This is a genomic window from Nonomuraea sp. NPDC050663 (assembly GCF_044456985.1).
GTDB lineage: Bacteria > Actinomycetota > Actinomycetes > Streptosporangiales > Streptosporangiaceae > Nonomuraea.
The window spans coordinates 164352-176580 of the sequence record NZ_JBITGL010000008.1 but is presented as its reverse complement, the minus strand read 5'-3'; the positions used below and the strand labels follow the sequence as shown (position 1 = coordinate 176580).

Here is a 12229-nt window from a genome sequence, read left to right as displayed (position 1 = left end):
CGAATCCTCCCCGTCATGCGTCTCCCCCGACGCCTGGCGTGACCACAATAGATCAACGCTCTTTGCGAAATATTTGCCTTAGGTAATAATCACCCACAAAAGCGGGGTTTTCCAGCTACAGCAGGGGGAGATGATCATCGTGCGCACCACGATGGGCGTGCTGCTCGCCGCAGCTCTGGTCGCCAGTGTCACCGTGACCGCACCGGCCAACGCCGAGACCACCGTCGTCCAGAACGACCCGTACTCTCACTTCAAGGTCAAGGTCAGCTACACCAAGGCCGTGAAGCGAGGCGGAAAGATCACTTACCGCATCCGCGCCACCAACACGGGGCCGCACTACGCCGACTACTTCTGGATCGGCGGCAAGCTGCCCGGCGGCATCAAGGACCGCCTTTCCTGGTGGGGCCCGAAGGGCACCGAATGCGAGTGGGACGACTACGGCTTCTGGTGCTGGACGCCCGACATTCTCGAGGTCGGCGACACCGAGTGGCTCGACGTCCAGGTCACGCTGAAGAGCAACAAGAAGGACAGCTACAAGGCCCAGCTCGGCATCCTCTCCTACGACGTGCCCACCGGCGCCGACGACCTGGAGGAGAGCGAGCTCAAGCGCATCGGCATCAAGGGCTGGTACTGGCTGAAGACCGCGAAGACGAAGATCGTCTGGCCGCGCCCGTCGAAGCCGTGGACCCCGCCGAAGGACACCTGGACCCCGCCGCCCGCCGCTCCCAGCAAGGGTCAGAACGACAAGAAGGGCACCTGAGTTTGCCCATATCCCAGCAATCCCTGAAGAATCAGGGCTTTCCGGGATACCCACGGGGAGACGATCACATGCGCAAGTCCATCGCGACATTAATCGGCGCTGCCCTGGTGGCAGCGCCGCTCACCGTCACAGCGCCCGCTCAGGCCCAGGTCGCGGCCCCTGCCGCGGCCCCGGTGACGGCAGCCGTCGCGCGCCCGCCGTACTCCAAGTTCAAGATCTCCTTGACGTACGACAAGAAGACCACGCGCGGCGGGAAGATCACCTACCTGCTCAAGGCCAAGAACCTCGGGCCCCACTACGCCAACTACTACTGGATCGGCGGCAGGGTGCCCAAGGGCGTCGTGAAGAGGCTCCGGTGGTGGACCGGGCCCAAGACGGCCAGCACCCGCTGCGACTGGAAGGGCGAGTGGTTCTGGTGCTGGGGTCCCTGGGCGCTGCCGGTCGGTGAGACCGACGTCCTGCAGTTCCAGCTGACCCTGGACAAGAAGACCAGAGGCCCGGCCGTGGCCAGGCTGGGCGTGCGCTCGTGGGACCTGCCCACCGGCGCGCACAACCTGCCGGAGGACGAGCTCAAGCGGCTCGGCATGACCGCCGACGACCACTACGACCTGGTGAGCGCCAAGACGACCATCATCTGGCCCTCGCCCGGCCGCCCGACCCCGCGCTGGGTGCCGCCGGTGACCAAGAACTGGAAGCCGCCGACACCGACCAAGACGGAAGAGAACAAGAAGAAGGGCACCTGACCCTTCAGCCCAGGCCGTGACGCACGGCGTACAGGGCCGCCTGGGTGCGGTCCTGTACGCCGAGCTTCATCAGCACGTTCGACACGTGCGTCTTGACGGTCTTCTCCGCCACCCGCAGCGCCCCGGCGATCTCCCGGTTGGAGCGGCCCGCCGCGATCAGCTTGAGCACCTCGAGCTCGCGATCGGTCAGCGGCACCGCCGCCGGCGCGCCGATCATCGCCTCCGCGGCCTCCGGCGCCATCAGCACCTGCCCGCCGTGGACCGCCCGCACCGCCTGCACCAGCGCCGGCGGGTCGATGTCCTTGTAGAGGAATCCCGCCGCCCCCGCCCGCATCGCCGGGCCGACGTCGGCACGGTCGCTGACCGAGGTCAGGACCACGACCCTTACGGCGGAGCCCGACAGCCTGCCCAGCGCCCCGAGCCCGTCGAGTCGCGGCATCTTCAGATCGAGCAGCAGCACATCGGGCGCCAGGCTCTCGACCAGCTCGACCGCCCGCAGGCCGTCCTCCGCCTCGCCCACCACGGTGATGTCGTCCTGGAGATCGAGGAACGTGCGCAGCCCCTGCCGCACGATCGGGTGATCGTCCGCGATGAGCACCTTGATCACGCCTGGACCTCCATCACGATGGTCGTCCCCCGCTGGGACGACACGCTAAGCGTGCCACCCACCGACTCGGCCCTGTCACGCATGGAGGCCAGCCCCAGGCCTCGCGAGTCGCCCTGCTCGAAGCCGTTGCCGTCGTCGGCGATCGTCAACGCCAGCACCCCGTCGGCGTGGCCGAGCCGTACGGCCACGCGGGTGGCTCCGGAGTGGCGCAGCGCGTTGTGCAGCGCCTCCTGGGCCACGCGCAGCACCGCGACCTCCACCGCCGGGTCGAGCTCGGGCAGCTCGGCGTCGTCGAACGAGACCTCCATGGGGTGCAGCCGGTCGAGCAGCTGGACGTGCTTGCGCAGCGTGGTGGCCAGCCCGTGCCGGTCGAGCTCGGCCGGGCGCAGCTCGACGATCACCGCGCGCAGCTCGGATAGCGCCTCGCCCGCCAGCTTCTGGACCCGCTCCAGCTCGACCGCCGCCCTGCCGGGGTCGGCCTCCAGCAGCGTGGCGGCCGCCTGGGCGGTCAGGCGCAGCGAGAACAGCTTCTGGGTGACGGCGTCGTGCAGCTCGCGCGCCATGCGGTTGCGCTCCTCGAGCATGGCCAGCTCGCGCCCGCGTTCGTAGAGGCGGGCGTTGGTCAGCGCGATCGCGGCGTGCGCGGCGAACAGGGTGAGCAACTCCTCGTCGGCCTGGTCGAACCCGCCGGGGCTGCGCTTGTTGGCCAGGAAGATGATGCCGAGCACCTGCTCGCCGTCCTTGATGGGCACCCCGATGAAGTCGCGCATCACCGGGTGCGCCTTGGGCCACCACTCGAAGCGGGGGTCCTTGGTCAGGTCGTCGAGCCGGACGGGCGCGCCCTCGCGCAACATCGCGCCGAGCATGCCGTGCTGGCGCGGGAGCGGGCCGATCGCGTCCCACTGCTTGTCGGTGAGGCCCTCCGCGACGAACTCCCCGAAGGAGCCGTCGTCGTCGGGCACGCCCAGCGCGGCGTAGCGGGCGTCGAGCAGCCGCTGGGCCGAGCGCACGATGACCTGCAGCACCTCGCGCACCGACAGGTGGCGGGTGACGGCCAGCACGGCCGAGCTGACCGCCTGCAGGATGGCCTCACGATCGGTTGACACCCTCCAACCCTACGAGCCGGGGAAGGACGAAATCGCCGACCCTCAGCGCCTCCTCCAGGTGGGGCCAGCCGGACAGGATGAACTCCTCGGCACCGGCCGCGGCGTACTGGCGGATCAGCTCGGCGACCTCCGCGTAGGAGCCCACGAGCGCGGTGCCCGCCCCTTCGCGGACCAGGCCCACGCCGGCCCACAGCCCCGGATGGATCTCCAGGTCGCGGGCCTGGCCGCCGCCGTGCAGGTCGACCATGCGCCGCTGGCCGACGGAGTCGAAGCGGGCGAAGCGTTCCTGGGCCTTGGCGATGCGGGCCGGGTCCATGCCGCTCAGCAGCCGGTCGGCCTCCGCCCAGGCCTCCTCGGAGGTGTCGCGGGCGATGACGTGCAGCCGGACCCCGAACCGGAGCGGGCGCTCGGCAGCCAGGTCGCGCAGCCGCTTGACGCGCTCAGCGATGGCCGACGGCGGCTCGCCCCACATGAGCGCCACGTCCACGCGCCTGGCCGCGACCTGCTCGGCGGCGGGAGAGGCCCCGCCGAAGTAGATCTCGGGGGCGATGGGCTCGGCCAGGCCACCGCCTTCGAGCGTGTAGTAGTCGCCCCGGTAGTCGAACGGCTCGCCCTTGAACGCGCGCCTGAGCACGTCGAGGAAACTCGTCGGTGCGGGCGTAGCGGGCGTCGTGGTCGAGGAAGTCGCCGTAGGAGCGCTGTTCCACGGGGTCGCCGCCGGTGACGACGTTGAGCAGCAACCGGTTTCCCGATATTTCCTGAAAGGCCTGGGCCTGCTGGGCCAGCAGGCTCGGCAGCGTGAACCCGGGGCGGAAGGCGACCAGGAACTTCAGCCTGGACGTGTGCTGGGCCAGGGCGCTGCAGACGATCCAGGGGTCGGGGCAGCCCGCGCCCACCGGGGTCAGCGCGGCCTCGAACCCGGCCTGCTCGGCCGCCCTGGCGACCTGGGCCAGGTAGCCCACGGTGGCAGGGCGGCCCGCGGGACGGAAGTTGTCGGTCGTCGTGATGGCGGTGCGGACCTCGTGGCCGTCTCCGGTGGTGGGCAGGAACCAGTGGAAGCGCATGGGTGACTCCTAGGCCGCCGCCTGCCGTACCGCCGTCGAGACGGTCTCGCGCAGGTCGGGCTGGTGGGGAAGGTCGAGGACGATGCGGCCCGGCCGCTTGGACATGACGAGGACGCGGGTGCCGAGAAACACAGCCTCATCCACGGAGTGCGTCACGAAAAGCACCGTCTTGCCGGTCTGCTGCCAGATGCGCCGCAGCTCCTCCTGGAGCCGCTCGCGGGTGAGCGCGTCGAGGGCGGCGAAGGGCTCGTCCATCAGCAGGATCCCGGGGTCGGACGCCAGCGCGCGGGCGATCGCCGCGCGCTGCTGCATGCCGCCCGACAGCTCGTACGGCCGCAGCCTGGCCGCGTCGGCCAGGGGCGGCAGGGTCCTGACGAAGGTGACCAGGGGGCCGAAGACCGCGCGGAAGGCGGGGACCAGGCCGAGGGCCAGGCCCACGACGATGCCCGCCACCATGCCGAGCAGGATGCGGCCCAGGCTCACCAGCAGGTGGTCGGCGAGGGAGCGGCCGCTGTAGCCGGTGACGGAGGTCTTGAGGAACTGGTCCCAGACCGCCGCGGGGGTGGGGACGAAGACCGGCGGCCAGATCTGCGCCGCCGCCACCGCCCACCAGATGCCGACGAGCGCCAGGACTCCGCCCAGTCGCAGTGACACGGCCCTCATTAATCCGCCTTAACCGACTTATATAGTAGGAAAAGAAGGGTATAATGGTGGCCAGACGCGGGCAACCCCCGTCCCAGGTCCTAGGACCAGCGCCCGATGTGCGCGAGCGCCGCCGTTCCTACGTTGGGGAGCATGACGAACACAGCTCTCATCACCGGCTCTTCCCGCGGTCTCGGCCTCGCGCTCGCGCGGTCGCTGGCGGGCGCGGGCTGGAGCCTCGTCCTGACCGCGCGCGACTCCCTGCCGCTGAGGGCCGCGGCCGACGAACTCGGCGCCCTGGCGCTGCCCGGCGACGTCGCCGACCCCGCGCACCGGCGCCGGCTCGCCGACGCCGTACCCGAGCTCGACCTCCTGGTGAACAACGCCAGCGCCCTGGGCGGCATCCGGCCGCTCGACGCCTTCCCCCTGGACGGCTTCCGCGGGCTGCTGGAGACCAACGTGACCGCTCCCCTGGCCCTCATTCAGGAGACGCTGCCCGTGCTGCGCGCCCGGCACGGCGCGATCGTGAACGTCACCTCCGACGCCGCCACCGGCTCCTACGCCGGATGGGGCGGATACGGCAGCACCAAGGCCGCGCTGGAGCAGCTGTCGAACGTGCTGGCCGCCGAGGAGCCCGACGTGGCGGTGTGGTGGGTCGACCCCGGCGAGATGAACACCGCCATGCTGGCCGAGGCCGTCGGGGCGGAGGAGGCCGCGGGGGCCGCCGACCCGGCCAAGGTCGCCGCGACCCTGCACGACCTGCTGCGCAGCCGCCCCGCCAGCGGCCGGGTGAGCCTCCAGTGAGCGCGCTCACCAAGGACCCCTTCGCGGGCATGGCCTTCGAGTCCGTGCCCGAGGCGCACGAGCCGCCGGAGGCGCGCGGGCTGGCCCGCGACGGGGTCCGGCTGCTGCTCTCCCGCGGCGCCGAGGTCTCCCACCACCGCTTCCCCGAACTGCCCCGGCTGCTGGAGCCGGGAGACCTGGTCGTGGTGAACAACTCGGCCACCCTGCCCGCGGCCGTCCGCCTCGACCGGCTGGCCGTGCACTTCTCCACCGCCCGCGAGGACGGCACCTGGCTCGTCGAGCTGCGCCGCCTCGGCCCCAAGGGCACCCAGCCGTACGGCGGGGGCGAACAGGGCGAGTGGCTCCCCCTGCCAGGAGGCGCCACGCTGCGGCTGCTCGACCGCGAGACCCCGCGCCTGTGGAAGTCCGTGCTCGACCGCGATGTCGAGAGCTACCTGCGGAGGTACGGCAAGCCCATCCGCTACTCCTACGTGCCGCAGGAGTGGCCCATCGAGGACTACCAGACGGTCTTCGCGACCGTGCCCGGCAGCGCCGAGATGCCCAGCGCCGGCCGGCCCTTCAGTACCCGGCTGGTGACCGAGCTGGTCTCGCGCGGCGTCACCGTGGCTCCCATCACTCTGCACACCGGCGTCGCCTCACCGGAGAAGGGCGAGCCGCCCTACGCCGAACGCTTCGCCGTACCGGCCTCGACGGCGCGGCTGGTCGAGCACACGCGGGCGGCCGGAGGCCGGGTGATAGCGGTGGGCACGACCGTCGTGCGCGCACTGGAGACCACAGCGTTGTCCGGGCGGCTGTCGGGGTGGACCACTCATCTCGTCACGCCAGAAACCGGGGTGCGATGGGTCGACGGGCTGCTCACGGGATTGCACGAACCGGTGTCCAGCCACGTGCGGCTGCTGACCGCCGTGGCGGGGGCGGAAGCGCTGTTCGCGGCCTACGAAGAAGCCCTGCGAGAGGGGTATCTGTGGCACGAGTTCGGCGATGTGCACCTGATCCTCAAGTAACGGCTTTACTTGCCTTTGACCTCCGTGATAGGAAAAGCCGGTATTTACGGGGGTGTCATTCGCGACGTCCTCCTCCGCTTTCCTCATGGAGACGTTGTATGTCCAAGAAGTCGTGGCTGATCGGCCTTTCTGCCGCCGTGGCCGCATCCGCGCTGTTCGTTTCCACCCCTGCCTCCGCCGCGACCACGGCCGACGACCCGTACTCCGTCATGGACGTGACGGTGAAGGGCCCCAAGACGGTCAAGGCCGGCAAGACCTACAAGTACACGATCGACGCCTACAACGAGGGCCCGCACGTGGCCGACTACTACTACCTCGGCGGCACCCTGCCCAAGGGCACCGATCTGAAGAAGCTGCGCTACAGCGGCCCGAAGGGCACCCAGTGCGCCATGGCCGACTCCAGGAACATCCTCTGCTGGGGCCCGTGGGTGCTGGAGAAGGGTGACGCCGACTGGCTGACCCTTCACATCCAGCTGAAGAAGGGCACCAAGGGCACCGCCACCGCCAAGCTCGGCGCCATCGTCTACGACATCCCCACCGGCATGACCGACCTGCCCAAGGACGAGATCGACCGCCTGGGCGGCTTCAACTCCTGGTTCTACGGCAAGACGGTCAAGTCCAAGATCGTCCGCTAGCCCACGGTCAGACCGGAGGGGTGCAGCACCCTTCCGGTCTGCCGGACCGCCTGGCCCGTGACGCACACGACGGCGGCCTCCGCCGCGCGGGCCAGATGCCGGCGGTCCACCGCCGTCAGCGGCGGCAACACCGTCACCTGGATGGTGAGCCGGCGCACCGACACCATCCTGAACATCGAGGCCAGCAGGCTGTCCTGGCCGATGTAGGCGGCCGCCGTCGAGCCCTGCTGGTTGTCTTCGCGGTAGGCCAGCGCCACCGGCCTCACCGGGACCCCGGCGTCGAGCGCCGCCTGGAAGACCGCGGGACGGAAGGTCCCGCCACCCCGACCGCACCAGGTCGTGCCCTCGGGGAAGGCCGCGATGCTCCGGCCCTCACGCAGCGCCGCGCTCACCCTGGCCACCGCCTGCGGCAGGGCGTGCAGCGAATCCCTGACGATGAACAGCGCGCCCGAGCGCCGCACCAGCCCGCCGATGAGCGGCCACGACGCGACCTCCTGCTTGGCCAGGGGCGTGCCACCCAGCGCCGCCGCCATGACCAGCGGATCCAGCCACGAGATGTGGTTGGCCACGATGAGCGCCGAACCGGCGCCGCCCACCTCCCTCGGCCGGCCCGCTCCGCCGTACACGGCGAAGCCCCGCCGTACCTCGATCCTGATGCCCATGGCCCGCACCAGCGCGCGCGACCAGGCCGGCGAGGTGCCCCTGACCACCAGCGCCGCCGCCACCACGCACACCGCGGCCAGCAACCGCACCACCCTGCGCACCCACGACGCCTGCCGCGACGGCTTCTGGATGCAGGCCTGCGGCGTGCACGGCGAGGTGGGGAACCAGCTCATCGCTCCCCCAGGAAGTGACGCAGGTAGCGGTCGTTCACCCGGGACATGGGCAGCAGCACCAGGAAATCGGCCGTATTGAAAGCCGGGTCCAGCGCCGGCGGCCCGCACACCCACGCGCCCAGGCGCAGATAGCCGCGCAGCAGCGGCGGCAGCCGGAAGTCGCTGCGGCGCTCCTGGCCCAGGTCCGACCAGGGCAGCAGCGGCTTGACCCGATACTCCTCCGGGCCCAGCGGCACCCGGTCGGCCACGTCGCCGGCGTCCTCGACCGGCACCGAGCAGCAGCCCACCAGCCAGCTGTGCCCGCCGTCGACCATGTAGCGGGCGATGCCCGCCCACATCAGGCCGATGACGGTCCCCGTGCGATGGCCGGGGTGCACGCACGACCGGCCGGTCTCGACCATGCTGCGCCTGATCGCCTTCAGCGGGCTCAGGTCGAACTCGGTCTCGGAGTAGAGCAGGTCGCTACGGCCGGGCGGCAGCAGGCGGTAGGTGCCCACCACCTCGCCCTCCGAGCGGACCAGCAGATGATCGCAGTAGGCGTCGAACCGGTCGACGTCGTGCCCGCTCACCGGGGAGTCGAGCCGGGCGCCGAACTCGTCGGCGAAGACCTGATAGCGGAGACGTTGCGCGGCCCTGAGGTCCGCGGCCGATTGCGCGAGCCCGACGGTGTACATGGGTCCAATGAACGCAGGCGATGGTTGCCGCCACCCGAAACCCACCCGTCCACATGGTGAACCTCCTGCACGACCATGATGGCGCGCCCAGTAGCGTGGCTGGTGTGGACCAGCGAACCCTCCTGATCACTCTCACCGGCCCCGACCGGCCGGGGGTCACCTCGCGCCTCTTCTCCGTCCTGTCCGGTTTCCCGGTGACCGTCGCCGACATCGAACAGGTCGTCATCCGCGGGCGGCTGACCCTGGGCGTGCTCGTCGCCTACGCCGGCGGGCCTTCGACGGGCACCGGCACCACCATCGGCGGCCTGTGGACCGCGGTGGAGCACGTGGCCGAGGACCTGGGCATGGAGGTGGAGCTGTCCACCGGCTCGTCGGTCAAGGAACGCCGCCGCCGCGGCCGCCTGTCGGTCAGCGTGCTCGGCCAGCCGCTGCAGCCGGCCGCCATCGCCGGCATCGCCGGGCGCATCGCCGCCGCCGGCGCCAACATCGACCGCATCGAGCGCCTGGCCCAGTGGCCGGTGACCTCCATCGAGCTGTCCGTCTCCGGGGCCGACCCCGAGACGCTGCGCGCCGAGCTCGCCCTCGAAGCCGCCGCTCAGGAAGTCGACGTCGCCGTCCAGCGCATCAGCCTCTCGCGCCGCGCCAAACGCCTCATCTGCATGGACGTCGACTCCACGCTCATCCAGGGCGAGGTCATCGAGCTCCTGGCCGCCCACGCCGGATGCCTCGACGAGGTGGCCCGCGTCACCGAGGAGGCCATGCGCGGCGAACTCGACTTCGCCGAATCCCTGCGCCGCCGCGTCGCCCTGCTCGAAGGGCTGTCGGCCGAGGTCTTCGAGAAGGTGCGCCGCGAGGTCGTGCTCACCCCCGGCGCCCGCACCCTCGTGCGCACGCTCAAGCGCCTCGACTACCGCTTCGCCATCGTCAGCGGCGGCTTCACCCAGATCACCGACGCCCTCGTCGACGACCTCGGCATCGACTACTCCGCCGCCAACACCCTGGAGGTCGCCGACGGCGTGCTCACCGGCCGCGTGACCGGCGAGATCGTCGACCGGCCCGGCAAGGCCCGGGCGCTGGAGCGGTTCGCCCTCGAGGCGGGCATCCCGATGAGCCAGACCGTGGCCATCGGCGACGGCGCCAACGACCTCGACATGATCGCCGCCGCCGGGCTCGGGATCGCGTTCAACGCCAAGCCCGTCGTGCGCCAGGCCGCCGACACCACCGTCAACACCCCCTACCTCGACTCGATCCTCTACCTCCTCGGCATCCCGCGCGACGAGATCGAGGCGGCCGACGCCGAAGACGCCAGCTGAACCACGTCCTCGCACAACGCGCGCAGCGCGGGCCGCGCCGTCAGCTCCCGGCCCGCCGCGTCGAGCTGCTCCAGGCGCGGCGGCTCCTTCCCGTCCTGTACGGCACGCGCCAAGGCCTCCAGCTGGTCGGCGACGGTGTCGAGCACCGCGACCACGTCGCCGTCTGCACCGTCCTGGCCGCTCAGCACCGCTGACAGGAGCATCGAGTCGTCCCTGATCCTCCTCGTGATCGCGACGGCCTCGACCAGCTCCTTCGGCGCCTCGCGCATCGGCGGCTCCTTGGCCAGGCGGGCGAGCGACTCGTCCAGCGCCTCGGCGGCGTCACCCGCCAGCACGATGCGCTCGGGCACCGCCCTGAGATCGCCCTCCGCCAGGGTCCGCACCAGGCGGGCATGCTGCACCAGCAGGTCGACGAAGTAGCCCCTCAGCTTGCCCCCCTCCCCCCTGGGCCACAGCAGCCTAGCCGCCAGCAGCGCCAGCGCCCCGCCCGCCGCGGTCAGCGCCAGCCGCGCCGCCGCCGCGGGCCAGTCGAGCGTGGTCGCGAAGTCCGACAACATCAGGGCCAGCGGGGTGGCAAGGATCGACCAGTAGCCGAAGCTCACCTCCCTCAGGGCGAAACCCGCGGTGCCGAAGACCAGGACGATCACGACGATGGTGAACCTGCCGGGGACGACGGCCAGGATCAGGGCGGCCACCGTGGCGCCGACGACCGTGCCGGCCACCCGGAGGACGACCCGCTCGACGGTGTCGCCGTAGGTGGAGCGCATGGCCATGACGACCATGAAGACGAACCAGCGGCCGTGGTGGGCGTGGAAGCCGATCATCAGGGCCATGGCCAGGGCCGTCGTCAGGCCGACACGGACGGCGTGGCCAGGCTCCCTCAGCTCCGGCCAGGCCAGGCGGGGGCGGCGCTCTGGGGCGTGGACACCCTGGGAGGCCAGCAGGCCGGCGGTCCGGACGGCGGCGACCATCCGGTCCAGGCACCGGCGCACGGCGGCCAGGCGGGCGACCTCGGCGGGGGTCGCCGCGTCGGCGGCGCTTGCCTGGGCGTTAGCGGGCTCGGGCTGCTCGGCGTTCGCGGCGGCCTGGTCGGCGTTCTCAGCGGGTTCGGCTGGCTCGTCGACCTTCGCGGTGGCGTGCTCGGGCGGCTCTTCGGCTTTGGTGGTGGCGTGTTTGACCTTCTCCGCGTAGGCGGCCACCGCCGACAGCGCCACCGGCACTCCCACCGCGCTCCCCGCGGCCGCCTCCCTGAGCGCTCCGGCCAGCGCGCCGACCGCCGCGCGCGGGTCCGGCACCTCCCCCATGCCCACCACCAGCACCCGCAGCGCGACCGTCTCGTGGAAGACGCGCCGCAACACCCCCACGTAGGCGTCCGGCGTCCGATCATGGTCGTCCGAGCTGTGGAACGAGGCCGAAGCGGTGGCCGCCGCCCCGATCGCCCTCGACACCCGCTGCCGCCGCTCGTGCCACTCCTCCTCGTCGAGCTCCAGCCCGTCCAGCAGGTTCGCGGCAGCCGTACAGGCCTGGCTCAACGCCGACGTGAGCGGGTCGAGCCGGTTGAACGGCCACGCCGCCAGCGCCAGCACCGCGTACAGCAGCCCGCCACCGGCCATCAGCAGCGGCGGTGTCCACCCGATCGGCAGCGCGTCGTAGTAGCCCACCACCAGCGCCAGCGTCGGCGTCACCCCGAACGTGTCCCACTGCCCGCCCGCCGCCGCCACCAGCCCCACGGCGACGATCGCCGCCGCCGGATACGGCGACAACAACGCCCCCAGCCAGAACGCCGCCGAGATGAGCGCCACCGTGGCCAGCACCCTGCGCGCCCGCTCGCCGTACGGCTTGCCGTACAGGTCGCCGAACGCCGTGAGGTAGGCCCCGAGCGCGGCGATCGACCCGAAATGCGGATTTCCGCCGGCCAGCCCGGCGACCAGCGGCAACGCCATGGCGACCGCGCACAGCACGCCGTAGCCCCACGGGGGCCTGGCGGGCAGGACGAAGCCGCGTCGCAACGTTCTGGCGGCCGTCGCCCGCATAGGCTGTG

The 12229-nt window shown here is 71.4% G+C and carries 13 protein-coding genes and 1 pseudogene; 6 read left to right on the top strand and 8 right to left on the bottom strand.

Going from position 1 to position 12229, the window contains the following annotated elements; translation table 11 throughout:
* The first annotated feature begins 130 nt into the window (after positions 1-130).
* Both ACIBH1_RS25690 and ACIBH1_RS25685 read left to right on the top strand, forming a co-directional pair.
* Positions 131-760, top strand: a complete 630-nt coding sequence (locus ACIBH1_RS25690) for a hypothetical protein (protein ID WP_397316459.1) — start codon at positions 131-133, stop codon at positions 758-760.
* A 68-nt stretch (positions 761-828) separates the two neighbouring features.
* Positions 829-1503, top strand: a complete 675-nt coding sequence (locus ACIBH1_RS25685; protein ID WP_397316458.1) for a hypothetical protein — start codon at positions 829-831, stop codon at positions 1501-1503.
* Between the two features lie 4 nt (positions 1504-1507).
* Here ACIBH1_RS25685 and ACIBH1_RS25680 read toward each other — a convergent pair whose 3' ends face one another.
* The 5 genes and pseudogenes from ACIBH1_RS25680 to ACIBH1_RS25660 all read right to left on the bottom strand — a co-directional run bounded on the left by ACIBH1_RS25680 (position 1508) and on the right by ACIBH1_RS25660 (position 4934).
* On the bottom strand, positions 1508-2110 hold the full coding sequence (locus ACIBH1_RS25680) for a response regulator (protein ID WP_397316457.1): 603 nt from the start codon (positions 2108-2110) through the stop codon (positions 1508-1510).
* On the bottom strand, positions 2107-3216 hold the full coding sequence (locus ACIBH1_RS25675; RefSeq protein WP_397316456.1) for a GAF domain-containing protein: 1110 nt from the start codon (positions 3214-3216) through the stop codon (positions 2107-2109). The genes ACIBH1_RS25680 and ACIBH1_RS25675 overlap by 4 nt, the downstream gene beginning before the upstream one ends.
* Positions 3200-3850, bottom strand: coding sequence for an LLM class flavin-dependent oxidoreductase (locus tag ACIBH1_RS25670; RefSeq protein WP_397316455.1), 651 nt, complete (start codon positions 3848-3850; stop codon positions 3200-3202). Before ACIBH1_RS25670 ends, ACIBH1_RS25675 begins: the two co-directional genes overlap by 17 nt.
* Positions 3851-3926: 76 nt before the next feature.
* A pseudogene (locus ACIBH1_RS25665) lies at positions 3927-4280 on the bottom strand (LLM class flavin-dependent oxidoreductase); the annotation flags it as partial.
* A 9-nt stretch (positions 4281-4289) separates the two neighbouring features.
* The gene (locus ACIBH1_RS25660; RefSeq protein ID WP_397316454.1) at positions 4290-4934 is read right to left on the bottom strand and encodes an ATP-binding cassette domain-containing protein; all 645 of its coding nucleotides are present in this window, start codon (positions 4932-4934) and stop codon (positions 4290-4292) included.
* A 141-nt stretch (positions 4935-5075) separates the two neighbouring features.
* On the opposite strand from ACIBH1_RS25660, the gene ACIBH1_RS25655 reads away from it, so the two are divergent.
* The 3 genes from ACIBH1_RS25655 to ACIBH1_RS25645 all read left to right on the top strand — a co-directional run bounded on the left by ACIBH1_RS25655 (position 5076) and on the right by ACIBH1_RS25645 (position 7365).
* Entirely contained in the window at positions 5076-5726 is a 651-nt protein-coding gene (locus tag ACIBH1_RS25655; protein ID WP_397316453.1) for an SDR family NAD(P)-dependent oxidoreductase, read from the top strand.
* A complete protein-coding gene (locus ACIBH1_RS25650; RefSeq protein ID WP_397316452.1) occupies positions 5723-6730 on the top strand; it encodes an S-adenosylmethionine:tRNA ribosyltransferase-isomerase in 1008 nt (335 codons plus the stop codon). Before ACIBH1_RS25655 ends, ACIBH1_RS25650 begins: the two co-directional genes overlap by 4 nt.
* Before the next feature lie 98 nt (positions 6731-6828).
* Positions 6829-7365, top strand: a complete 537-nt coding sequence (locus ACIBH1_RS25645) for a hypothetical protein (protein WP_397316451.1) — start codon at positions 6829-6831, stop codon at positions 7363-7365.
* Here ACIBH1_RS25645 and ACIBH1_RS25640 read toward each other — a convergent pair.
* Both ACIBH1_RS25640 and ACIBH1_RS25635 read right to left on the bottom strand, forming a co-directional pair.
* Entirely contained in the window at positions 7362-8201 is an 840-nt protein-coding gene (locus ACIBH1_RS25640) for a lysophospholipid acyltransferase family protein (RefSeq protein WP_397316450.1), read from the bottom strand. The genes ACIBH1_RS25645 and ACIBH1_RS25640 overlap by 4 nt on opposite strands.
* The gene (locus tag ACIBH1_RS25635; RefSeq protein ID WP_397316449.1) at positions 8198-8875 is read right to left on the bottom strand and encodes a GNAT family N-acetyltransferase; all 678 of its coding nucleotides are present in this window, start codon (positions 8873-8875) and stop codon (positions 8198-8200) included. The genes ACIBH1_RS25640 and ACIBH1_RS25635 overlap by 4 nt, the downstream gene beginning before the upstream one ends.
* Before the next feature lie 104 nt (positions 8876-8979).
* Here ACIBH1_RS25635 and serB point away from each other — a divergent pair, with 104 nt between their 5' ends.
* Positions 8980-10188 (top strand): phosphoserine phosphatase SerB, encoded by a 1209-nt coding sequence (serB, locus tag ACIBH1_RS25630; RefSeq protein ID WP_397316448.1) that lies wholly within the window; start codon positions 8980-8982, stop codon positions 10186-10188.
* Here serB and ACIBH1_RS25625 read toward each other — a convergent pair.
* Complete coding sequence (locus ACIBH1_RS25625) at positions 10128-12221, bottom strand: FUSC family protein (RefSeq protein WP_397316447.1); 2094 nt, start codon at positions 12219-12221, stop codon at positions 10128-10130. The two genes, serB and ACIBH1_RS25625, sit on opposite strands and share 61 nt — an antisense overlap.
* Positions 12222-12229 lie beyond the last annotated feature (8 nt).